Origin of the sequence: Sinorhizobium sp. CCBAU 05631 (genome assembly GCF_002288505.1) — a bacterium.
In the GTDB taxonomy this organism is placed as follows: Bacteria; Pseudomonadota; Alphaproteobacteria; order Rhizobiales; family Rhizobiaceae; genus Sinorhizobium; species Sinorhizobium fredii_C.
In genome coordinates this window covers 243163-266402 of sequence record NZ_CP023064.1, presented here as the reverse complement: position 1 = coordinate 266402, position 23240 = coordinate 243163, and the positions used below count along the sequence as shown (strand labels likewise).

The window sequence follows — 23240 nt, the reverse complement described above, 5'->3', positions numbered from 1 at the left end:
GGGATCGTGTGGGTCTGCCTCCTATCCGCCGCGCTCATCGTTCGTCGCCATCGCATTGAACTTCGGCTCTCCACCCGATCCGGACATCGACATCCGGCACAGGAATGGCTCGGTTCGGCCCAAACGAGACATCGAGCCTCGCAACCAGCGAATGGGGGTGACGAGTATGGAGAGGCGATGCACAGTTCGCATCGCCTCGTCAAGGTCTCGTCATCCCCTCTCAGATCAGCCTGCGTTGCTCGGCACGCGCGTGTTGAGCAGTTGCTGTTCCCACAGGAAAGCGATGCCGCTGCCGCCAAAGTGCTGGATGAGAATCTCGGTCAGCTCCTCGACATGCTCGGTGCGCGCACAATCGCGTCCATTCGCCAGCGATGCTTGGGGCTCGGCTCGGTACGCCAATCCCCGTTTGCTTTCAGACGGCCGCCGCTCACACCACGGTCATAACGTCTAGCGGCACTGCACTACGTCTTGCTTCGATGGTCTCGCCCAGATTCGGAATTGGCGGTGAGTTGGATCCCTTCTCGTCTTCGGTTCACTTCTGTTCCTGCAGCCATTCCTGAAGCTCGGCTTCGGCTTTTTCCAGGGCGCTGTAGTTCAGCAGTTTCCGAAGGAAAGCGACTGTCACGGCGCGGGCGCGCAGGTTAAATTGGCTGTCAGAATGTTCCTCGGCAACGGCCTGGTAGACGTCGAGCTTGTCGTAGAGCTGCTGCAAACGGTTCTGGACGCTGCGCAGAGACAGGTTGCGGCGCTTGGCAATCGTCCGGTCCGTCAGACCGAGTGCGATGTCGACGAGGATCTCGTATTCCGAATCGCTGAAGCTGTTCGCGTGGCCGATGCTTCTTTGCTGCAAACCGCGCACCTCGCGGTCGATCACGCACTGGCTCTCCACGAAAATTGAGCGAAGCGCCAGCTTCAGCCGCTCGTCGGAGGCCGATTTCAGCACATAGCCATAGGCCGCCCCGTCCGGAACGATACGCGACACGCCACGGACATAGGCCTCGTCGGAGTAGTTCGACCAGAAGAGGATGCGCGTCTCCGGGCGCTCTTTCCAGATGGTGCGTGCCGCCTCGATACCGTTGCGGGTCTGCATCTGCAGGTCCATGACGATGTGCGCCGACTTGTGATCGCGCGCGAGCTGCTCGCCGGCGACGCCGTTCTCCGCCTCGATGACGGTGTCGCATTCGGGCAGGGCGGCACAGACCGCCTCATGCAGGTACGAACGGTGAAGCGGATCGTCCTCCACGATCAGTACCTTCATCGCTGATCCTCCTTGATGGCTATTTGCGGCTGGGGCTCGAGGTCCGCACGGCGCTCTCCGCGCGGCAGCAGGACTGTGACCGTCGTGCCGCGGTTCTTGTCTCCCAGTCCAATCGCGAATTTCGCGGAAATGAGCCGTGCCCGCGTCTTCATATTGTCGATACCGCCACCGATGCGTCCGCGGGCTCTGGCCAAACCACGCCCGTCGTCCGAAATCTCAATGGCGAGCTCGCCGGCCTCGAGCCGAAGCCCGACGGTGATTGCCGTGGGCTGGGCGTGGCGGACGGCATTGTTGATCGCCTCCTGCGCAATTCTGAAAAGCGCGACGCTGACCGTCTGCTCGAGGCCGTCTAGAGCGCCCCCGCTCTCGTCGACGAGAGCCCACTCGATCGGCATCCCACTGTCGCGTACTGACTGGTCGAGGTGGTTTTCGATCGCCTGGGCAAGACCGAAGAGCTGCAAAACGGACGGCTTTGCCTGCTCGATGATCTGCCGCAGATCCTGCATGCAATGATGGAGACTGCGGGAAACGGGTTCCAGTGCCTCGCTGCTCAGCTCCGAGCCGCGGGCCAGGCGGTCGATGCGGCGCGACAGCCGCGTAAGGTCGGCAAGCGTCTGGTCGTGAAGGTCCATGCCGATGCGCTGGCGCTCCTGTTCGAGCGCCTCGGTCAGCTTCAACGCGCCCTGCCGCAAACCCTCCTCGCGCGCACGCGCCTCCGCCTCGACGATGGCGGATTGCTGGGCCTGTTCGGCGGCCCTCAGCGCGAAGAAATAGGGTGCCAGCAGGTCGGCGATGATCCTCGCCCGGCCGACGTCCTCCATCGTGTATAGGCCGGGGTTCTGAGAGGAGCAGCTGAGCGCGGCTATGATCTTGCCCTGCACCTTCATCGGTACGTGCAGACGGCTGCGCAGCGATTGTTCGATGATCGGCCGCTTGAAGGCGCCCTCGAAGTGGAAACGAGCATCATTGATAGCATCATCCGTCAGCAGGTAGTCGACCTCGCCCCAGAGAAGGGAACGGATCGGGCTGTTGACGACCGGCGCCGAGGCGGCATCACCCCAGGCGGTGTCCATGCCGGTCTCGTAGGCGGTGTGATAGTTACCGTCGACCATCAAGATGCAGACGTCGAGATGATCATGGGGGATGATATGCGCCACTTCCGCCGCGACGGCGCGGATCGCCGAGCGGAAGTCGAGCTGGCCGGCAAGCAGCCGGGATATGCCAAGATAGTGATCGACCAATGCGGCCGGCGCCAGAAGCGGCATGTCCGCAGTTCCTCCCGCGATCGCGCCCGTCCCTTCGGGCGCTGCGACCGCCAGTTCCATTAAGCGCTCGACAGGCCGTCCTCGTCTTGCACGAACACGCAGCCTGTAATGCAAAAGTCCGCAAACGCATTGCCGTATACGATCTATACAGGCGGCAAATTCTCCCTCATCCTGCCATTACTGAGAGGAGGAAGCTCAGTGCAAGTCCTATTTGCAAAGGACCGCGTAGAGAGCGGCCGATTAGGCGATCCGGTCGAAGCCGGGTCCAGAGGGAGGAAAACATGACATTTCGCAAGATGCTTCTGGCATCAGCGGTCGTCCTGTGCGCCGCAATGCCGAATTCCGCGTTGGCCGACACTTCCGGCAAGAAGATTGCGCTTTCCAACAATTATGCCGGCAACTCCTGGCGGCAGGCGATGCTCACGAGCTGGGACAAGGTGACGGGAGAGGCCGTCAAGGCCGGCGTGGTTGCTGCTGCCGATGCCTTCACAACGGCGGAAAACCAGGCGACTGAGCAGGCCGCGCAGATTCAGAACATGATCCTGCAGGGCTATGACGCGATCGTCCTCAACGCCGCCTCGCCGACGGCGCTCAACGGCGCGGTCAAGGAAGCATGCGATGCAGGCATCATCGTCGTCTCGTTCGACGGCGTGGTGAGCGAGCCTTGCGCCTGGCGGATCGCCGTCAATTTCAAGGAAATGGGTCGCAGTGAGGTCGAATATCTGTCGAAGAAGCTGCCCGAGGGCGGGAACCTCCTGGAGATCCGCGGCCTTGCCGGCGTCTTCGTCGACGATGAGATCTCGGCGGGCATTCACGAGGGCGTCAAGCAGTTCCCGCAGTTCAAGATCGTCGGGTCCGTCCATGGCGACTGGGCGCAGGATGTCGCCCAGAAGGCCGTCGCGGGTATCCTGCCGAGCCTTCCCGAGATCGCCGGCGTCGTGACCCAGGGCGGCGACGGCTACGGCGCTGCCCAGGCGTTCGCGGCTGCCAACCGGCCGACGCCGATCATCATCATGGGAAACCGCGAGGACGAGCTGAAGTGGTGGAAGGAACAGAAGGATGCCAGCGGCTATGAGACCATGTCTGTCTCGATCGCGCCCGGCGTCTCGACGCTCGCATTCTGGGTCGCCCAGCAGATCCTCGACGGCAAGGAAGTCAAGAAGGACCTCGTCGTGCCCTTCCTGCGCATCGACCAGGACAATCTGGAAGAGAACCTCGCCAATACCCAGGCAGGCGGTGTTGCCAATGTCGAATATTCGCAGGCTGATGCGATCAAGGTGATCGAATCCGCGGAATGATGGTCTTCCATATGTCGCGCGGTTCTCTCGGGACCGCGCGGCAGACCCCGTGCCAAACGATCCCCACTACAACAGATAGCGGCAAATGACGGGCAGAATGTCGAAGGCGATAATCGAGGTTGCCGACGCCAAGGTGAGTTTCGGAGCGGTCAGGGCGCTCGACGGCGTGACGCTCGCCATCCGGCCGGGGGAATGCGTGGGTCTCGTCGGCCATAACGGCGCCGGCAAATCGACGATCGTCAGCGTCATCAATGGCGGTCTGACGCCGCAGCAGGGCAACATTTCAGGCGACGGCGAGCTTCTTCAGCGCTACGGCATCAACGCGGCCAGAGCGCGCGGCATACGCTGCGTCTTCCAGGAGCTTTCGCTCTGCCCGAACCTCACCGTCGTCGAAAATACCCGCGTCCTGCACCGCCATCTTGGAGGCCTCGGCTGGCGCAGGCGGGCAAGGCTCGTGATTGAGCGAAGCCTCGATGCCATATTTCCCGGACACGGCATCGAACGCGACAGGATGGTCGGGGATCTCTCCATCGCCGAACGGCAGATGGTCGAGATCGCCATGGCTTTCTCCGATACCGGCATTGCGCCCCGGCTCATCATCCTGGACGAGCCGACGTCCTCGCTCGACGCGAGCCTCGCGGAGCAGATGCTCGCCCATGTCCGGCGGTTCGTCGCGAGCGGCGGTTCGGTCATTCTGATTTCCCATATCCTCCACGAGATCCTCGCCACGGCGAACCGGATCGCGGTCATGAAGGACGGGCGCATCGTCGCCGAACGGCCTGCCGATGCCTGGACCGAGCACGGCCTCGTCGAGGCCATGGGAAGCGTCGTCAAGGGCGAAGCGCATCGCCGCACGCTGCGAGACCTTGCCCATGAGCCCGTGGTACTCGCGCGGACCGGTCGCGGCCTGCGCCTTGAGGCCAGACGCGGCGAGATCGTCGGGCTCGCCGGTCTCGCCGGACACGGCCAGACGGGAATGCTGATGAAACTTCATGCAGCGAGCACCGCCGACTGGCTGCCGCGCCGCGAGCCTGCGGTGACCTTCGTCGCGGGGGATCGCCGCCTGAATGGCGTCTTCGAACTCTGGAGCATCCTGAAAAACTTCTCCATCGCCACGCTTCACGATCTGGCCCTGCGCGGCGTCGTCAGCGCCGAGGCGGAGGCCGAGCGTGCCGGAGAGTGGAAGCGCCGCATCGATATCCGCACGCCGGACTTGGCCAACCCCATGCTGTCGCTTTCGGGCGGTAACCAGCAGAAGGTGCTATTCGCCAGGTCGCTCGCGACCAGGGCGCCGGTGGTGCTGATGGATGATCCAATGCGCGGCGTCGACGTCGGCACGAAGCAGGAGGTATACGAGATCATCCGGCAGGAGGCTCAGCGCGGCCGCACCTTCGTCTGGTATTCGACCGAGATGGAGGAGGTCTGCCTCTGCGATCGTGTCTATGTCTTCCGCGAAGGAGAGATCGTTGCGGAACTCGCCGGCGACGCCGTGAGCGAGGAGAACATCCTTGCCACGTCCTTCAAGCGGGAGGCAGCATGAGGCTGAGGCTTTCGACCGATGCGATCCGGCTCGCCATTCCCGCCCTTTCGCTCACCGTGCTTCTTGCAGCCGTCTTCTGGCTGCAGCCGCGGGCGATGAGCTATATCGGCCTCAACCTGCTCTTCAATCTCGCGGTTCCGATCGCGCTCGCGACGATCGCCCAGATGATCATCATGTCGGTGAACGACCTCGACCTCGCGATGGGCACCTTCGTCAGCTTTGTCGGCTGCGTGACGGCGACCTTCCTGCGTGACGAGCCGCTTGTCGGGATTCTGATCCTTGCCGGCGGCGTTGCCGTCTATGCCATGCTCGGCGTCGTCATTCACCTCCGTGGCCTGCCGTCGATCGTGGTTTCGCTCGGCATGAGCTTCGTCTGGGCGGGGCTTGCCGTGCTTCTCCTGCCGGCGCCCGGCGGACAAGCGCCGGAATGGGTCCGAAGCCTGATGACGATGAAGCCGCCGATCGCTCCGATGGCGATCGTCGCCAGCATCGTCATTGCCGTCGTCGCGCATCTGATCGTGACGCGCTCCTCGCTCGGCGTGCTCATCCGCGGCATCGGCGGCAACCAGCGCTCGGTGGAGCGGGCGGGCTGGTCAGTTCTGGCCGCCCGCGCTGCGGCCTACGGGCTTGCCGGCATGTTCGCGGTGCTCGCCGGCATCGCGCTCGTCGGGCTCACCACATCGGCCGACGCAAACATAGCGCTCAGATACACGCTGCTCTCGATCGCCGGCGTGATCCTCGGCGGCGGCGAATTCATTGGCGGGCGCGTCTCGCCCATCGGCGCGGTGATCGGCGCTCTGACGCTGACGCTTGCCGGTTCGTTCCTGTCTTTTCTGCGCATCTCGCCCGACTGGCAGATCGGCGCGCAGGGCGCGATCCTGATCATCGTTCTCGCCTTGCGCCTGCTGCTCAACCGTCTCGAATATCAGGAGAAGCGGCGATGAGGGTCGTCGACCGTCTTTCGCGCGCGCCTTGGATCTGGTCGTGGTTCGCCGCCTTCCTGGTCTGGTTCGCGACGATCATGGTGACGGGCGGCGCAAGCATGCTCGACCTCTCCCAGGCGGCGCTGACCTTCGCCGCCTTCTCGATCATCGTCGGCATCGGCCAGATGTTCGTCATCACGCTCGGTCCCGGCAACATCGACCTGTCGATTCCCGCCACCATGACGCTCGCGGGCACCGTGGCGCTGAAGCTTATGGAAGTGGACAACGCCATGATCCTGCCGGGGCTGATAACCGCAACCCTGATCGGCATCGGTGTCGGCCTCGCGAACTACGCGCTCATCAAGGCGTTGCGCATCCCGCCGATCATCGCGACGCTGTCGATGAGCTTCATCATCCAGTCGGCGGCCATCTGGACCAATCGCGGCCTGCGCATCAAACCGCCGAGCTTCCTGGCCGAATTCACGACATCGGCCACGCTCGGCGTGCCCAACGTTTCCCTCGTGGCGCTGGTGATTTCCCTCGCCGCGTGGTTCCTGCTCGAAAAGACCGTTTACGGGCGCTGGATCTCCGCGATCGGCCAGAGCATGCCGGCGGCACGCATGGCGGGCGTTCCGGTCGACGGCACACGCTTCGTCACCTACGTGCTCTCGGCCGTTCTTGCCTCGCTCGCGGGCTACCTCCTCGCCTGCTTCTCGGGCGGCGCGGCTCTCAACATGGGCACGGAATATCTTCTGATGTCGATCGCCGTCGTCGTTCTCGGCGGCACCGCGGTCGCCGGCGGCGATTCCAACGTGCCGGGAATCTGGGGTGCCTCGCTCTTCATGTTTCTGGTGGTCTCCATGCTCAACACCTACGGCCTCGGCGCCGGCATCCGCCTGATCATGACCGGGCTTATCATCATCAGCGTCATCATGCTCGCAGGCGGCCGACAGCCGGGCATGCGTTAGTTCGGGGACGGACCACATGGGAAGGGAACAAATCTACGAGATCGACGATCCGCGCTTCGCCCATCTGATCGTCGGCAGCGCCCGTCTCGATGACCTTTATTCCGGCTGCCGCTGGTCGGAGGGGCCGGTCTGGTTCAGCGATGCCAACCAGCTCGTCTGGAGCGACATCCCGAACCAGCGGATGCTGCGCTGGACGCCGGAAGGCGGAGTCTCTGTCTTCCGGCAGCCGTCGAATTTCGCAAATGGCCACACCCGAGACCGGCAGGGACGCCTGATTTCCTGCGAGCACGGAACGCGCCGCGTCACCCGGACCGAGATCGACGGCTCGATCACGACGCTCGCCGAAAGCTTTGGCGGTCGGCGGCTCAATTCGCCGAACGACGTGGTGGTGCGATCGGACGGCACAATCTGGTTCACCGACCCGACCTACGGCATCCTTTCCGACTATGAGGGCTATCGGGCGGAGCCGGAACAGGAGAGCCGCAATGTCTACCGGCTGGACCCGGAAAACGGCGAGCTCGCCGCGGTCGCCACCGACTTCAACCAGCCGAACGGCCTCGCCTTCTCGCCCGACGAGAGCATCCTCTATGTCGCCGACTCCGGCGCAAGCCATGACGACGCCCTGCCGCGGCATATTCGCGCCTTCGATGTTTTGGACGGACAGCTCGCCAACGGCCGAGTCTTCGCAACGATCGACAAGGGCATCCCCGACGGCATCCGCACGGACACGGGAGGAAATCTCTGGTCGAGCGCCGGCGACGGTGTGCATTGCTTCGCACCGGACGGCGTGCGCATCGGCAAGATTCTCGTGCCGCAAACTGTTGCCAACCTCACCTTCGGCGGTCCCCGCCGGAACCGCCTCTTCATCGCTGCGACGACGTCGCTCTACGCAATCTATGTGACCGCGACGGGCGCGCAGGTACCGTGAGAAGGGGAAGTTCATGGTAGCGGATGATTTCAACCAGAACGGCGGCAACGACGCCGGCACAGAGGGGCTGGCCATGGCGGGTTGATAAGCCGCGCAAGTCCTCCCGTTCCTCGCCAGCAATTCGGATGCTGCCGGCGACGTGACCAACAACCTATTTTGATCTGAGCCCGATCGAGGTCGTCTGCCTGGCTGTCGAGGCGATGTAGTGACGGTCGAACCGGAGCTTTGCTGTTCGAGATTGGTGTAGCGCAGCACTTCGAGCGGCCCGGCGTTATCGATCAGCAGCGCCTCCAGCGGCACCAGCGTGAATACCGGAATGACCTGCGGTTCCTCTGCCGGGCCAGACCTGCTCATGCAGCTAGCGCCCTGCTTCCCAGCGCTTCCTCAACGGTCGCGATACGGGCGAAGCGGCCGGCGAGCACCAGTTCCGTGCGTTTACGAATTGCCGCGGCATCGAAGGTCTCACCCGAGGCATGCGTCATCGGGAATGTCAGCGTCGCTTCAGAGACAAAATCGACATCCCAGCCGAGATCGGAGGCATCTCGCGTGGTGGTCTAGCAGCACTGCTCGGTGCGCAAGCTGCTCGGCAAGGCGATCATCGATACGGGTGGTGAGCGATAAATGATGACCGGCTGCCCGCATTTCGAGGTCCGTCGACGCGCTGGAATTCGAAGAAGTAGATCCGGTCGACATTCCTGATGGTCATCGCTCCAATGATTCTTTCCGCATTGATCCGCCGGAAAATGGTCGACGATCGGCTGGTGGTTATAGACTATGGCCGTGCTCTCGATGCCGCTAGCTTATCCAGCGAAGTAATGTAGATCTGGCGAACGCCGGCCTTCATGCCGAATCGGACCGTCGTGGGTGTTGATTTGCACTGAGAAGTGGGTCGGCGTCCTTCTTTTGATTGCCACTGGCAGCCCTTCCCCAGGCATTTCCCATCTACCATTCAGCCGCCGCCCGTCTTCGGATAAGGGATCCACCCATTCTCTTAGGCAAACGCGTGAAATCTCGTCGGCCATCTTCCCTGAAGTCGCTCGAACCATGAATTCAATATCTTGGTTTAGATCGGGCGCGTTGATCTCATTCTCCGCATTCACACTGTCGAAAATCACCTTATTCAACGCGGAAATGTCACTGCCAAACGTCTCGCGGACCTCCTGCCTCCGAAGTATCGGTGATCGAATGACTTGCGTGTGAGGGGCGTCCTCGCGCGCAATCATTCTCTCGCGCACAGGATCTTAGCGCTTGAGAATGCCGGCATATTTGTTCCTATCCAGCTTCTCTTGGTCGACTTCCAGATCGTCATCGTCGACAGCGGCGCCTGCGTCTTCACGGCCGGCAAACAGCTGTTCATCCTCATCGATTGGAGAAGGCGCAACACGCGCGATCTGCTGCAAATCATCCTCGCTCACGCCAGCAACTCGCCTTTCATGGAGATCCAATCGCCGGCGCAGCTCATCGAGGGAAGAAATGTAGACCTGGCGCACCCCTGCCTTCATCGCGAATCGGACCTCGTGGGCATTCTGCGGCCTTCGCACGGCAGAGAAATCAACTTCATCGCCCGGAGCGTCGCGCCGGCGGGGATACGGCCCTGCGGCCGCGCCGGTCCGGCAAGGCTGACCTCGACCGTGGAGAGTTCGAGTTCGACGGTGGCGGTGTAGCGCGGGTCGATATGCGGATCGAACCACAGGCCGGTGCGCTTCGCGTGGGCCTGGACGAAGGCGACGTGGTCGCGCGAGCGTCCCGTCATTTCGAGGTATTTGAGCGTCTCGGCGTCGATCGGGAAGTAACCGCTGTTGCCGCCGAACTCCGGCGTCATATTGGCAACGACGGCACGGTCTCCGACGGTCAGCGTCGACACACCGGGACCGAAGAATTCGACATAGCGGTCCTGCAGGTCGAGCTTGCGCAGCATTTCGGTGACGGTGAGCGCCAGATCGGTCGCCATCACGCCGCTCTGAATGCTCCGGTGAGTTTCACCCCGACGACCTCCGGGACGCGGAGCGTCACCGGTATGCCGAAGAACACGCTCTCCGCCTCGAGCCCGCAGACGCCCCAGGCAAGCACGCCGATGTCGTTGATCATCGGCTATGGCTGTCGGTGCCGATCAGCGTGTCGGGCATCGCCAAGAGCGCGCCTTCGATGCGCTTGCCGGTCGCGGCGCTGGCGAGCCTCTCGAGATTGAGCGTGTGCATGATCCCGGTACCGGGCGGGTGCACGCTAAAGCCGCTCAGCGTGTTTGTCGCCCATATCATGAAGCGATAGCGCTCGGCGTTGCGCTCGAACTCGCGCGCCATGTTCCTTTCGAGCGAGCCTGCCTGTGCGAAGAAATCGACGCCCACCGAATGATCCGTCGAGACGTCCACCGGTACGACGGGATTGAGAAGAGCGGGATCGCCGCCGGCTTCCGCCAGCGCCGAGCGCATGCCGGCAATGTCGACCAGCGCCGGACCACAGGTGGTGTCGTGCATGAGGACTCGATTGGGGAGAAGCGGGATTTCCTGCTCGCTCGTTCCGGTATGGAGCTAGGCCAGGATCGCCTCCTTCGCCCTCGCGGCGTTGTCACCTCCGGTGCGCAGCACGTTCTCCAGAAGAATTCGATGTGTATAGGGCAGGCGCTGCAACGCCTCGCCTGCCTCCGCAGGGAGGTCCACGATCGCATAGTCAACCCGGTCAACGCCGAGATGTGCCAGCTTTGTCTCGGACATTGATTGTCTACCGCTTCGAGAACGTGGGGCCTCTTAAGGTCTTGGCCCGGAATTACATATTGCGATTATAAAATGCAATATGCACGCGCATCGAAAGAAGCACGAACGTCCACCTCTTGCAGCGGCGCCGACATGTTGGCAGGCGGTTCGGAACATACCCGCGAAGAATTCCGTTCATTGCTCATGAAAGGAGTGAATCATGAATCAGATAATCTACCTAGTCGGACTGGTTGTGGTCGTACTCGCCATCTTGGCGTTCTTTGGCTTGGGCTAATAAGCAGGCTCACACCCGATCGGCCAACCGATTGCCGGCACCGGGCGCAGTCCGCCGATCATGGAAGCCAGAATAGCCTTCGAGGAACATAAGCCTTCTGCCTGCTTCCTCAATTCATGGCCGATTTAAGGAAGCATGCAGCCGCTTTTGAAGTGCGCTACGGCTTTGCGCGTCTTCACTCGCGCACCGCTGTAGAACAGTTCCGCCACACGTTCTTAGACCTGCGGCGTCTTGATCCGGATCGCACCCATGATGTGCGTGTAGAGAAAGGCCGCCGCCTCTGTCCGGCGACCGGTCTCGACGAGGTCGAGAATGTGCAGGTGCTCGCTCGTCTGCCGGGGCAGCCGGCTCCGGTCGATGTTAATCTGGTACTCGATTAGGCGGCGCAGCCGGTTGACGCGCTTGATTGCGTCGAGGAAGAAATCGTTCTGTGAGCAGGCGACGAGCATTTCGTGAAACTCGTTGTTCGCCTTGACGATCTCGGCGCGCGACCAGGTCTCGTAGCCGCCTTCTCCCAAGGCGGTCTGCACGGAGCGCGCCTTCCTGAATTCTTCCTCGTTCGAGCGGAACGTGGGCAAGAGCATCGCCTGCTGCTCGATGACCGCGCGGAAGACGTAGCCCTCCTCGTAGCTCTTGCGCGATGTCAGGGTCTCGCGGAAGGCCCAGCCGTTGCCCGGCAGGCGTTCGATCCAGCCCTCTTCGGCGATCCGGTGGAGCGACTTCAACAGCCGGCTGCGGGCGACGTCGTAGAGGCGCATCAGCTCTTTCTCGCTGACGCGCTCCTCGAGCTTGCCGGCAAGGCGGTCCTCGGCGATGCGGAAATAGAGCGGATCCTCCTCCTCGCGCCGAGGCTCGCCCACGGGTTTCCCTGTCTCGACCTTGGCCGCGTCGATCGTCAGGAAATAGCCGCGGTTCGGTTCCGCCCGCACGATTCCCATCGTCTCGAGCTTCTTCAAGGCGGCATTGACCGGCGCGCGGGAGACGCGAAACGCATCGGCGAGCATTTGACAGGGCAGATGCTCGCCGGCGCGCATCTCGTTCGTCTTCACGAATTCGAGGATGCTTGCCGTGATCTGCGGGGATACGCTTTGTCTTGCCATGGGTCGTCGTAGGGTTCGGTCGCTAGCGCGTTCAACGTCGATTTATGCACTCGCCAACGCGTTTGCAAAAGGCGTTTTTCTGTCCAGGCCTCAATCGTCGTCCTGCTGGAACCGCGACAATCCTTTGAACACGAAGGGGCGATCAGCGCGATAGTGGCAACCGCGATCATGATGGCCGAGCTCGGATGCTCAAGGAAGACCATCGGGTCGCCGAGGCTCATCTGCAGCGAGCGCCTCAGCGCGTTGTACGCCAGGGGCCCGAGGATCAATCCGACCACGGCGACACGGCCCGAACGGGCCATCTTGTTGCCTTCAAGCGCTGTGACGACGGCAGCACTTTCGCCCGGCATGTTCAACAGGATGGCGGTGGTCGAGCCGCCATACATACAGATGCCGGCGAACATTATGATCGAGCCGCCCGGATCGAGTTTGAAGGTCACCGGCAGCAGGAGCGCGACGGTGAGCGCCGGACCGATGCCCGGCAGCACGCCGACGGCCCGCCGCCGGAATAGGCGACATGACCTTGCTCGGATCGGCACCCCCGCCGACTTGGTGATCAGCGCCGCCAGGATATGGTCGGCCCCGCCGGCCGATCCGCCCACCCAAATAGTGGTCGCCACGTCCTTCTTGATCGTCGCAAGCAGATCGTCGATGGTCTTGTTCGGCGAGTCCTTCGGCACCACGAAGACGAGCGGATCACCCGTCAGGCGCGCCAGAGGCGTCACCTGGGTAAGGTCGACCGGCGCATTGTTGGAGATGCTCGCTCCGACGAGGGTGATGCCGGCGACGAGCAATTGATCGGCCGCACCCTTGGCGCTGCCGACGAACTGGGCGAGACCCACTGTGCCGTCGGCACCGGGTACGTTGACGACCTGGACGCTCTTGGCCTCACCCGTCGCCATCATCGCCTCTTGCAGCGAGCGCGCCGCCGAATCCCAGCCGCCGCCCGCGCCGGCCGGCGCCGTGATGGTCAGTTCGAGGTCGCTGGCAGCCGAAATGGCCGGATAGAAGGCAGTGCCGCCAAGGCAGCCAGGCAAAGGACAGTTTTCAGAAGATGACGCATGCGATTGCTCCTCCTGGATGGAAAAACGAACGGCGAGCCTACTGGCCGTTGCGAGACAACATGCATTAAATAATTATAAAATGAAATAGTGGAAAAACGAGTCAGGGAGGAAATTGCCTCGGGCAAGCTTTGGCAAAACCTAGCCGGATAAGTGGCGGGGCGGATCTCCGCCTATTTCCGGATGCTGCGCGTCGAGCGCGGCGTCACGCTCGTCGAAGGTGTCTACGAGTAACGATGCGCGCCTATCGCCCTCGCAGGGCGACGTCGCCCACGGCGCGCTCGCCTGACATTCACAAGCGCTATGCCTTCACGCGCAGCCGCGGGAGAAGATCGGGCAGGCTGACCGGGCGCAGGTCTCTGGCATCGACGCCCACATCGAACTGCCGCGGCAGCAGCGGTTTCAAACGGCCGTGGGAATGGCCGTGCAGGTTGACCGATCGCTTTCCCATCTGATTCCAGGTCCGAAACGGATAGTGGCAGAGAATGAGCAAGTGCCCCTCGACGGTGAGTTCCGCATAATGCTGGATGCTCTGCCAGCCGCTGGCTTCGACCGTCGCCAGCGAATCGTTGTTGCCGACGATCAGGTGCTTCCTGCCGTTCAGCCGCGTAAGCAAATCTTCAGCAAAGCCCTTTTTCTTCGATGCGAAGTCGCCGAGGTGCCAGATCTCGTCCTCCGGCGAGACGGTGTCGTTCCAGTTGGCAATCAGCGCAGCGTCGTGGTCCGCCAGGCTGGAGAAGGGCCGGCGATCGATGTTGAGCACCCGCGGCTCGCCGAAATGCGTGTCACTCGTGAAATAGATCATCTAGGCAGCTTTCCGGTTAAAGCGTTGCTGCGATCGGAGGCACCCCCCTCTGCCCTGCCGGGCATCTCCCCCACAAGGAGGGAGGTTGGCTGGAAACGCCGATCTGCCCCAACCCCAGCGTGCGTATGCCGAAGTCAACGCACCTGCAAAGTCCATGCATCGATATTCGATGGGCGGGACATTGCCTCTTGCCGATCTCCCCCCGTGTGGGGGAGATGCCTGGCAGGGCAGAGGGGGTACACACCCGTTCTCCCGATTTTCGGCGCTCCACTCTGATCGGCCCTAGTCGGAAGTCACGGGAACGAACATCCCGAGCTTCACATCCTTCAGCACGACATTCGTGTGAATTCGCTTAATCTGAGGATTCTGCGACATGATCTGCGCGGTGATCTCGTCATATTGGGTGACGTCCTGGGCGGTGATGATCGCCACGAGATCCACCGACCCGGTCACGTAATAGACCTGCTGGATGTGATCCTGCTTGTCGACCCAGGTGCGGAATTTCGCGAGCGCATCGTAGTTCTCACGCTCGATCTCCATGCCGGCGATGAAGGTCATCGGATTTCCGGCGACCTTGCGGTCGACGAGGGCGATCTCGGCGGAAATGATGCCGTCCTCGCGCATCCTTTTGAGGCGGCGTTGAACGGCAGACGCCGACAGGCCGATGATGTCGCCGATCGCCTCCGCCTTGAGCTGACAGTCGCGCTGCACGATCTCGAGGATCTTCCGATCGAATTGATCCACTGGCTCCGTCATGGCTTCCCCGAGTTGGTGATTTGCCGCAGCTTTATATCTCATTCGCAGGGGCGTCGCGTCGCTTTGTAGTGAGCAGGCTTTCCGCTTCCAAAACTCTCATGTACAAACGGACGCACTGTCCCAAAGCAAAAATCAAACACAGCGGCTGCGGCAAGTCCGCATTTTTCTGTGTTTTATGCCGCAAATCCGCATTCCTCCGGCAAGTGTGCGGCAAAGCCGCCGAGCGAGGCAATATTATCGCGGACCAAATAATCACAAAGTCGCCGGGAACAACAGGAATGATGCGAAGCGCCGCCGCCTTGCTGGTGGAAGACGTCCATAAGAGCTATGGGCAGCACCAGGTGCTGAAGGGCGTGTCGGTATCGGCAAAAAAAGGCGACGTCATATCGCTGATCGGATCCTCGGGCTCCGGAAAGAGCACCTTCCTGCGCTGCATCAACTTTCTCGAGATCCCCGACCGCGGCCGTTTCGTCTTCGGCGGAGAAGAGGTCCTGATGAAGCCGGGCCGCGAAGGGCGCGCCCATCCCGCCAATTGGCGGCAGATCGAAAGGATCCGCACCGGCCTCGGCATGGTGTTCCAGAGCTTCAACCTTTGGGCCCATAGGACCGTGCTCGAAAATGTCATCGAGGCCCCAATTCATGTGCTGCGGCAGAACCGCAGGGAATCGACCGAACGGGCCGAGGCTCTTCTGTCCAAGGTGGGGCTTTACGACAAACGGCACGCCTATCCGGCGTTCCTGTCGGGCGGCCAGCAGCAGCGCGCCGCGATCGCCCGCGCGCTCTGCGTCGACCCGGCGGTGATGCTGTTCGACGAGCCCACCTCGGCACTCGATCCCGAGCTTGTCGGCGAGGTGCTGAAGGTCATCCGCGACTTGGCGGAAGAAGGGCGGACCATGCTTCTCGTCACGCACGAGATGAAATTCGCCCGCGACGTCTCCAGCCACGTGATGTTCCTCGATGGGGGGCGCGTCGAGGAACAGGGGCCGCCCGCCCAGGTCTTCGGTGCGCCGCTCAGCGCCCGCTGCCGCGAATTCACCGGCAGTCTCGGCCATTGATCCGTTTCCATTCCGACGAAAACAGAAGGGGTAGTCGAATGAAGTTGATGTCCATCCTGATGGCCGGCGTGGCCTTCGCACTTGCAGGTGCGGCCAATGCGGAAGTGCGCTTCGGCATCATGAACGAAGCCTACCCACCCTTCTTCACGAAGGACCCGTCCGGCAAATGGATCGGTTGGGAAATCGAGCTGATGGACGCGGTCTGCGCCGAGATGAAGGAGACCTGCTCCATCGTCGACATGTCCTGGGACGGCCTGATCCCGGGTCTCGAGGCGAAGAAGTTCGACGTCATCTGGTCGTCGATGTCGATCACCAACGAGCGCAAGAAGACGATCGACTTCACCGACAAATATTACAACACCCCGAGCAAGCTGATCGGCGCCAAGGACGGCAAGTTAGGAGCAGCGCCTGACGACGTCGCCGACAAGACGATCGGCATCCAGGTCTCGACGATCCAGTCCGAATATTACAAGAAGTATTTCGCCGACAAGGCAGCGGAACAGACCTATGCGACGCTCGACGAAGCCTTCCAGGACCTGGCTGCCGGGCGGATCGACTATGTCTTCGGCGATGCCATTCCGCTGGCAGAGTTCCTGAAGTCGGACTTCGGCAAGGACTGCTGCGAGGACAAGGGCAACGTCAAGGACGACCCGGCTATCCTCGGAACGGGTATCGGCGGCGGGCTGCGCAAGGACGACACGGCACTGCGCGACAAGCTTAACGCGGCGATCGCCGCCGTCAGGGCGAGCGGCAAATATGCCGAAATCTCCAAGAAGTACTTCGACTTCGATCCCTATGGCGAATGACCGGAAGGGCGATCGGCGCCTGAAGGCGCCAATCGCCCTTTGCCTATGAACTCGATCAGATAGGCCCCGGATGTCGTCCAGCCAATCGCTCCTGGAATTGCTCTCCCCTTATCCGCCCGGCTGGGGAGGCGTGCTGCTTGCCGGCGCGCTCTCCACCGTGCTGATTTCGCTTGGCGCCTATCTCGTCGGCATCGCCATCGGCCTCGTCGGTGCCATCGGCAAGCTGAAGGGCAATCGCCCGGTTCGCTTCGTCCTCGATCTCTATACGACGGCCGTCCGCGCCATCCCGGAACTGATCCTGATCATCGGCCTCTATTATGTGGGAACCGACGGGCTGAACCGCATCCTCTCCGCACTCGGGCTTCCGGCGGTGGAGATCAACGGCTTCGTTGCCGCCGTCGCGGTGCTGGGCATTGTCCAGGGCGCCTATATGACCGAAGTGTTTCGCGGGGCGATCCTCGCCATTCCGGTCGGGCAGATCGAAGCGGCGGCCGCCTTCGGCATGCGGCCGCGGCTGCGCTTCCGCCGCATCGTGCTGCCGGCCCTGATGCCGAATGCGCTGCCGGGTCTAGCCAATCTCTGGATGTCGGTCACCAAGGACAGCGCGTTGATTGCCGTCGTCGGCTATCAGGAACTGGCGCTCGCGACCCGTATCGCCGCCGGCAACACCAAGCACTACTTCCTGTTCTTCCTCGCCTCCGCCGCCCTCTACCTCGCGATAACGCTCATCTCTAACGTCGCGTTCGCGGCGCTCGAGAGCCGCCTCCGGCGCGGCCAGCCGACGACCGCATAGGAGGGGCACGTGGATTTCTCGTGGATCTTTTCCTATTGGCCGCTGCTTGCCGCAGGCGCGGTCCAGACCGTCCTCCTGCTCGTGATTTCGGTCGGCTTCGGCTTCATTCTGGCGATCGGTCTCGCGCTCGCGCAGGTGATCGGCCCGCGCTGGCTCAAGCTCTTCGCTCGCGGCTACTGCACCTGCCTGCGCGGCACGCCGCTGCTGATTCAGCTGTGGCTGCTCTATTACGGCGTCGGCTCGCTGCTGCCGATGATCCCCGGCCTGCGTGCCAGCCTTCTCTGGCCGATCCTGCGCGAAGGTTTCTTCTTTGCGGCGGTGAGCTTCACCCTCAATTATGCGGCCTATGAGGCCGAGGTGCTGCGCGGCGCGCTGCTTGCCGTTCCCAAGGGTGAACTCGAGGCCGGCCGATCCTTCGGCATGTCGTTCTCGACCCTGCTCAGGCGGATCTGGCTGCCGCGCGCCATCCGCATCGCCTTGCCGACAATCGCCGGCGAAGTCGTGCTGCAATTGAAGGCAACGCCTCTCGCTTTCACCGTGACGGTAATGGACCTCTATGCGGTGGCCTACAAGGTGAGGCAGGACACGCTGCTGGTCTACGAGCCGCTGATGGTCGTGACCGTCTTCTATGTCTGCCTGACGCTTATCATCACCCGCGCCTTCAAGGTCGTCGAAGCGCAAGTGCCGGTACGGCGCTAGCATGATGAGCTGCTTGATCGATTTGGCGGCGCCCGAGGTCCTCATCGCGCCTTTTCTCGGCGGATCGGCAGCCGCTGAGCGGCCAAAAACACTCGGAGAACACTAGAGTCGCCGTCGAACGCATCTCGAAAGGTCCTCCATGTCCCTGAATCGATCGAGCACCAAGGCCGTAACGGATCGCCGAAGCCAAGCGAGAGCCCGGCCGCATTCCGACAATCGCCCGCTGCATTGGGAAACCCTGGCGCTCGACGGCGGCTTGGTCATCGATCCGACGACGAAGGCGATCGCCCCCAATATCTCGATGTCGGTCAACAATCTGCTTGCCCCGGGCGACGGCGCCTTTTCGGCCGACGGCGTCGAGGATCTGACGGCGCTGCCATATCTCTACGCGCGCTGGACCAATCCGACGGTGCGGCAGCTCGAGCAGCGCATGGCGGCACTCGAAGGCGCTGACGGCGCGCTCGCCACCGCGACCGGTCTCGCGGCGATTGCCGCCACCTTCCTGACCTGTCTCAAGGCGGGCGACCACCTGATCATCAGCGATGTCTGCTACGCTGGCGCCAGCGAGCTGGCGCGCCGGATTTTGCCCGACTATGGGATCGAGGTGACCCCCGTGAACATGTCGCGCCTCGACGCAGTCGCGGCGGCCTTCCGGCCCAACACCCGGCTCGTCCACTGCGAAAGCCCCTGCAATCCGATCCTGCGATTGACCGATCTTTCCGCCGTGGCGGCACTCGCGCACCAGCGCGATGCACTCGTTTCGGTCGATTCCACCCTTGCCACGCCGGTCGCGACAAGGCCGCTCGCCTTGGGCGTCGATCTCGTCATCCACTCCCTGACGAAGTTCATCAATGGCCATGGCGACGCGCTCGGCGGAATCGTCTGCGGCCGCAAGGCGCTCGTCGAGAAAATCCGCTCGCGCGCCGGCGTCTATCTCGGCGCCTCGCTTTCGGCCCAGAGCGCCTGGCTGATCATGCGCGGCATCGACACGCTCTTTCCGAGGGTGCGGGCGGTCTCGGATTCGGCGCTGCGGCTTGCCCGTTTCCTTGACGGTCATCCGGCCATCAAAGCGGTCATCTATCCCGGGTTGGCGGCCCATCCGCAGCACGCGCTGGCGAAGCGCCAGATGAATGTTTTTGGCGGCATCCTCACATTCCAGACGGACGACCCGCAGAAAATCGCCGTCCAGTTCGCCGAGCGGCTGCGCGTCGTGCACTACGCCTTCTCGCTCGGCCACCAGCGCAGCATCGCCGTCCTTCTCGACACGAATGAAATGATGAAGTCGACCTACGGCCTGCAAGGGGCGCAGCTCGACGATTACCGCGCCTTCGCCGGCGACGGCGTCTTCCGCCTTTCGGTCGGCCTGGAGTTCGTCGAGGACATCATCGACGACCTCGACCGGGCGCTCCGATGAAGACGCGCAACAAGATCTTGTCCGAACACCCGGGAGCGGCTGACGGCAATTGGGTCGTCGGCGGTCATCCGGCGCTGAACCAGCAAATGGGAGTCGATCATCAATGAGCCAAATACGCATTCTCGACGGCGGCATGAGCCGGGAGCTGATCCGTCTCGGCGCCGAACTCAGGCAGCCGGAATGGTCCGCGCTGGCCCTGATGGAGACGCCGGAGATCGTCGGGAGAGTCCATAGGGAATTTATCGATGCCGGTGCCGACGTGATCACCACCAACAGCTACGCGCTGGTGCCGTTCCACATCGGCGAGGAGCGCTTCCGCTCCGAAGGACGCTCGCTGATCGCACTCGCCGGAAAGCTCGCGAGAGAAGCCGCCGATGACACGACCGATCGGAAAGTCACAGTTGCCGGCTCATTGCCGCCGATCTTCGGCTCCTACGAGCCCGAGCGCTTCGACCCCTCGCGCGTGCAGAACTATCTCAAGGTCCTCGTCGAAGGATTGGCGCCCCATGTCGATGTCTGGCTCGGCGAAACGCTGAGCCTGATTGCCGAAGCGGATGCGGTCCGCACCGCCGTTGCCGCGAGCGGCAAGCCGTTCTGGGTCTCCTTCACCTTGGCCGACGACGCAGAGGCCCTGGCAGGCGACGAGCCAAAGCTTCGATCGGGAGAGGCCGTGGCCGCGGCCGCCGCCTGGGCCGCCAGCTCCGGTGCCGAGGCGCTCCTCTTCAACTGCAGCCGTCCGGAAGTCATGGCGCGCGCCATCGCCGTTGCGGCTCGGACGTTTAGGGAAAGGCAGGCGGATATCGGCATCGGCGTCTATGCCAATGCCTTTGAGGCGGAAGAGGCGGAAGGCGCCGCCAACGAGACGCTCCATCACACCCGCGCCGACCTCACCGCCGACCGTTATTCGTGCTTTGCCTGCGACTGGGTCGAAGCGGGCGCCTCCATCGTCGGCGGCTGCTGCGGCATCGGCGCACGCCACATTCACAACCTGGCACGCAGCCTGAAGGGCTAAGGGGATTGAACGGCGAAAATCGGGAGAGCGGGTGATACCCCTCTGCCCTGCCGGGCAACTCCCCCACAAGGCCCCACAAGGGGGGTGCCGCCGATTGCGGCAACAATTGAACCAGAGGGTTACCCGGCCCCGGCTGACCGGGCCTCTTGAGGTGTTGACCTCATCCCGGCGCGGCTTGCCGCCGCGACGGCCATCGCAATAATGACCAGCACCGTGGCGACGGCGAAAGTGGCGCGCATGCCGGTGGCGGTGGCGGCCGCAGTCTCCCTCGCCGCGGCGAAGGAGAAGACCGCTCCCATCATCGATGCGCCGGTGATCAGCCCGAAATTGCGCGAGAGGTTCAAGAGCCCCGAGACGGTGCCCCGCTGCTCGGGCCGCGCGTCCTTCATCACAGCGGTATTGTTTGCCGCCTGGAACAGCGCGTAGCCGCCGGTGAGAATGACGAGCGGCATGACATAGCCGGCGACGCCGAGCGCTTCCGGAACGAGCGAGAGTGCGAGGCAACCGGCCGTCATGGCGCCAAGACCGGCGGCGGCCATGCGCCACACGCCGAAGCGATCGACGAGCCGCCCCGCCGGAATGCCCGTCAGCGCCGAGACGACCGGTCCGACCGACATCACCAGGCCGACGAGCGCCGCATCAAGCCCCAGACCGCGCGACAGGTAAAAACGGCCCCACCACCAGCGTCGCCATCATCACCGTAGCGACCAACATGCTCGTGGCAAGCCCCGAGCGAAACGACGGCTGATGCAGCATCGCGAAATCGACCAAGGGTGACCCCGTCCGAAATTCCACCAATAGAAAGACACACATGCCGAAGACGGCCGCCAGCAGCAGAGCCAGGTTGGTCGCCCCGAAGCTGCCGCGCCCGATGGTCATGGCGAGCGCGTAGGCGCCGAGGGTGAAGACGAGGATCAGCGTACCGACGAGGTCGAAGCCGGGCCGGCACGCCCTTGATGCCGGACGATCCGTCGGCAGTGCGTGGCAGGCAAGAAGCAAAGCCAACAGGCCGATCGGCACCGTGACCAGGAAGATCGCCCGCCAGCCGAAGCCGGCGATCAACGCGCCGCCCAGGGAGGGGCCGAGCGCCGTCCCGATCGCCGACATCGTGCCGAGCAGCCCCATGGCGCTGCCGGTCCTTTCCTTCGGGACGACCTCGCCGACCAGGGCCAGGGCAAGCGCCATCATGGCTGCGGCGCCCAACCCCTGCAGGGCTCTCGCCGCGACGAGCCAGGAAAGACGCGGCGCGGCGCCGCTCAGGCCGGATGCGATCGTGAACAGGGCGATACCGGCGAGCAGCAGTTTGCGGCGGCCGACGATGTCGCCGAACCGACCGACGCTGATGATCAGCGTGGTGATGACCAACAGATAGGCGAGGACGACCCACTGCACCTCTTGAAACGAGGCGGAGAAGGCCTGGATCAGGGTGGGCAAGCCAACATTGGCGATGCTCACGCCCAAGGAGGCCAGCAGCATGGAAAGGGAAAGGCTGGTCAGTGTCCAGCGGGCCGAGATCGGCTGCTCCATGCCAGCAGCAACCGTGTCATACGGGTATTTTGTCATCGTCGTTCCTCTCATCGGCGTCGCTCGAGAGGTAACGTCACCCGCATGTCGCATCCGGACCTCAATCTTCTCGTCACCCTCGATGTGCTGCTTGCCGAAGGAAGCGTCGCCGGCGCTGCCCGAAGGTTGCGGCTGAGCCCCTCCGCCATGAGCCGGCAGCTTGCGCGCTTGCGCGCTGCGACCGGCGATCCTGTTAGTGCGGGCCGGCCGCGGCCTCGTCCTGACACCCCGCGCGCTCGAATTGCGTGAGCGCGTCGGCCACCTGGTCGAGGAGGCGGAGGCGGCGCTGAGGCCTGCCGACCGTTTGGATCTCGGCCGGCTCGTGCGGACCTTCACGCTTCGCACGAGCGACGGCTTCGTCGAGAATTTCGGGCCGGCCCTGATCGCCAAGGCCGGCGCCGAGGCACCGGGCGTGCCGCTGCGCTTCGTCCCGAAGCTCGACAAGGACAGCACGCCGCTACGGGATGGCAGCGTCGACCTGGAGACCGGCGTCGTAGGCGGGAGCCAGAGCCCGGAGATCCGCAACGCAGGCCTTGTTCCAGGATCGCTTCGTCGGCATTGTGCGTGTCGGACACGCGCTCTGCCAGGGCGAGATCACGCCCGCCCGCTATGCCGCCGGGCAGCACGTGCTCGTCGCCCGCCACCGTAGAGATAACGGGCCGATCGATGCCGCTCTGGAGGCGCTCGGTCTCGAACGGGAGATTACCGCAACCGTTGGCGGTTTTTCTCCCGCGCTGGCGCTGGCGAAAAACTCCGACATGATTGCCACCGTCCCCGAGCGCCACACCGGCAACCTTCGTGACGATCTGTTCAGTTTTCCCATTCCGATCCCCATTCCGGAGATCACCGTGTCGATGCTTTGGCATCCACGCCTCGAGGCAGACCCGGGGCATCGTTGGTTGCGGGCGTGCGTCCGGGCAATTTGCGCGAAGCGGCCGACGGACTCGCGGTCGGAAAAGAAGATCGCAAATGTCGCAGGTACCGCCTGCTGATCGAATGTGCTCTCGATCG

At 63.2% G+C, this 23240-nt stretch carries 18 protein-coding genes and 6 pseudogenes; 12 read left to right on the top strand and 12 right to left on the bottom strand.

Annotated elements, in window-relative coordinates; genetic code table 11:
* Window positions 1–225 precede the first annotated feature (225 nt).
* The 3 genes and pseudogenes from SS05631_RS20780 to SS05631_RS20770 form a co-directional block, all read right to left on the bottom strand.
* Window positions 226–376, bottom strand: a pseudogene (locus SS05631_RS20780) (hydrolase); the annotation flags it as partial.
* Between the two features lie 156 nt (window positions 377–532).
* The gene (locus SS05631_RS20775) at window positions 533–1258 is read right to left on the bottom strand and encodes a response regulator transcription factor (protein ID WP_037424695.1); all 726 of its coding nucleotides are present in this window, start codon (window positions 1256–1258) and stop codon (window positions 533–535) included.
* Entirely contained in the window at window positions 1255–2523 is a 1269-nt protein-coding gene (locus tag SS05631_RS20770; RefSeq protein ID WP_037424709.1) for a sensor histidine kinase, read from the bottom strand. The genes SS05631_RS20775 and SS05631_RS20770 overlap by 4 nt, the downstream gene beginning before the upstream one ends.
* Before the next feature lie 281 nt (window positions 2524–2804).
* Here SS05631_RS20770 and SS05631_RS20765 point away from each other — a divergent pair, with 281 nt between their 5' ends.
* The 5 genes from SS05631_RS20765 to SS05631_RS20745 all read left to right on the top strand — a co-directional run bounded on the left by SS05631_RS20765 (window position 2805) and on the right by SS05631_RS20745 (window position 8180).
* A complete protein-coding gene (locus SS05631_RS20765; RefSeq protein ID WP_037424693.1) occupies window positions 2805–3821 on the top strand; it encodes an ABC transporter substrate-binding protein in 1017 nt (338 codons plus the stop codon).
* Window positions 3822–3918: 97 nt separating this feature from the next.
* A complete protein-coding gene (locus SS05631_RS20760; protein WP_244412309.1) occupies window positions 3919–5361 on the top strand; it encodes a sugar ABC transporter ATP-binding protein in 1443 nt (480 codons plus the stop codon).
* The gene (locus SS05631_RS20755; RefSeq protein WP_037424689.1) at window positions 5358–6305 is read left to right on the top strand and encodes an ABC transporter permease; all 948 of its coding nucleotides are present in this window, start codon (window positions 5358–5360) and stop codon (window positions 6303–6305) included. The genes SS05631_RS20760 and SS05631_RS20755 overlap by 4 nt, the downstream gene beginning before the upstream one ends.
* Window positions 6302–7252: an ABC transporter permease gene (locus SS05631_RS20750; RefSeq protein WP_037424687.1), complete on the top strand. Its 951-nt coding sequence runs from the start codon at window positions 6302–6304 to the stop codon at window positions 7250–7252. Before SS05631_RS20755 ends, SS05631_RS20750 begins: the two co-directional genes overlap by 4 nt.
* Window positions 7253–7268: 16 nt before the next feature.
* Window positions 7269–8180: an SMP-30/gluconolactonase/LRE family protein gene (locus SS05631_RS20745; protein ID WP_037424685.1), complete on the top strand. Its 912-nt coding sequence runs from the start codon at window positions 7269–7271 to the stop codon at window positions 8178–8180.
* A 350-nt stretch (window positions 8181–8530) separates the two neighbouring features.
* On the opposite strand, the pseudogene SS05631_RS20735 reads toward SS05631_RS20745, so the two are convergent.
* The 8 genes and pseudogenes from SS05631_RS20735 to SS05631_RS20685 all read right to left on the bottom strand — a co-directional run.
* Window positions 8531–8770, bottom strand: a pseudogene (locus SS05631_RS20735) (cysteine hydrolase); the annotation flags it as partial.
* Window positions 8771–8775: 5 nt separating this feature from the next.
* Window positions 8776–8974, bottom strand: a pseudogene (locus SS05631_RS32035) (DUF4334 domain-containing protein); the annotation flags it as partial.
* Between the two features lie 447 nt (window positions 8975–9421).
* Window positions 9422–9682: a hypothetical protein gene (locus tag SS05631_RS20720; RefSeq protein ID WP_037424681.1), complete on the bottom strand. Its 261-nt coding sequence runs from the start codon at window positions 9680–9682 to the stop codon at window positions 9422–9424.
* A gap of 77 nt (window positions 9683–9759) precedes the next feature.
* Window positions 9760–10891, bottom strand: a pseudogene (locus SS05631_RS20715) (aconitase family protein); the annotation flags it as partial.
* 489 nt (window positions 10892–11380) lie between these two features.
* Window positions 11381–12265 (bottom strand): GntR family transcriptional regulator, encoded by an 885-nt coding sequence (locus SS05631_RS20710; protein ID WP_037424680.1) that lies wholly within the window; start codon window positions 12263–12265, stop codon window positions 11381–11383.
* Window positions 12211–13302 carry a tripartite tricarboxylate transporter permease gene (locus SS05631_RS32030; protein ID WP_244412307.1) on the bottom strand — a complete coding sequence of 364 codons (1092 nt, stop codon included), beginning with the start codon at window positions 13300–13302 and terminating at the stop codon, window positions 12211–12213. Before SS05631_RS32030 ends, SS05631_RS20710 begins: the two co-directional genes overlap by 55 nt.
* 325 nt (window positions 13303–13627) lie before the next feature.
* Window positions 13628–14131 carry a metallophosphoesterase family protein gene (locus SS05631_RS20695; RefSeq protein WP_037424678.1) on the bottom strand — a complete coding sequence of 168 codons (504 nt, stop codon included), beginning with the start codon at window positions 14129–14131 and terminating at the stop codon, window positions 13628–13630.
* Between the two features lie 282 nt (window positions 14132–14413).
* Window positions 14414–14887, bottom strand: a complete 474-nt coding sequence (locus tag SS05631_RS20685; protein ID WP_018236994.1) for an Lrp/AsnC family transcriptional regulator — start codon at window positions 14885–14887, stop codon at window positions 14414–14416.
* Window positions 14888–15165: 278 nt separating this feature from the next.
* On the opposite strand from SS05631_RS20685, the gene SS05631_RS20680 reads away from it, so the two are divergent.
* From SS05631_RS20680 to SS05631_RS20655, 6 genes are all read left to right on the top strand, one after another.
* Window positions 15166–15942: an ABC transporter ATP-binding protein gene (locus tag SS05631_RS20680; protein ID WP_037424674.1), complete on the top strand. Its 777-nt coding sequence runs from the start codon at window positions 15166–15168 to the stop codon at window positions 15940–15942.
* A gap of 38 nt (window positions 15943–15980) precedes the next feature.
* The gene (locus SS05631_RS20675) at window positions 15981–16748 is read left to right on the top strand and encodes a transporter substrate-binding domain-containing protein (RefSeq protein ID WP_037424673.1); all 768 of its coding nucleotides are present in this window, start codon (window positions 15981–15983) and stop codon (window positions 16746–16748) included.
* A gap of 70 nt (window positions 16749–16818) precedes the next feature.
* Window positions 16819–17541 (top strand): ABC transporter permease, encoded by a 723-nt coding sequence (locus SS05631_RS20670; RefSeq protein WP_037424671.1) that lies wholly within the window; start codon window positions 16819–16821, stop codon window positions 17539–17541.
* 9 nt (window positions 17542–17550) lie between these two features.
* Window positions 17551–18240 (top strand): ABC transporter permease, encoded by a 690-nt coding sequence (locus tag SS05631_RS20665; protein WP_037424669.1) that lies wholly within the window; start codon window positions 17551–17553, stop codon window positions 18238–18240.
* A 139-nt stretch (window positions 18241–18379) separates the two neighbouring features.
* Complete coding sequence (locus SS05631_RS20660; RefSeq protein WP_037424667.1) at window positions 18380–19654, top strand: aminotransferase class V-fold PLP-dependent enzyme; 1275 nt, start codon at window positions 18380–18382, stop codon at window positions 19652–19654.
* A 103-nt stretch (window positions 19655–19757) separates the two neighbouring features.
* A complete protein-coding gene (locus tag SS05631_RS20655) occupies window positions 19758–20666 on the top strand; it encodes a homocysteine S-methyltransferase family protein (protein WP_037424666.1) in 909 nt (302 codons plus the stop codon).
* A 119-nt stretch (window positions 20667–20785) separates the two neighbouring features.
* On the opposite strand, the pseudogene SS05631_RS20650 reads toward SS05631_RS20655, so the two are convergent.
* Window positions 20786–22229: pseudogene (locus SS05631_RS20650) on the bottom strand (MFS transporter).
* 45 nt (window positions 22230–22274) lie between these two features.
* Here SS05631_RS20650 and SS05631_RS20645 point away from each other — a divergent pair.
* A pseudogene (locus tag SS05631_RS20645) lies at window positions 22275–23221 on the top strand (LysR family transcriptional regulator).
* The last annotated feature ends 19 nt before the right edge of the window (window positions 23222–23240 follow it).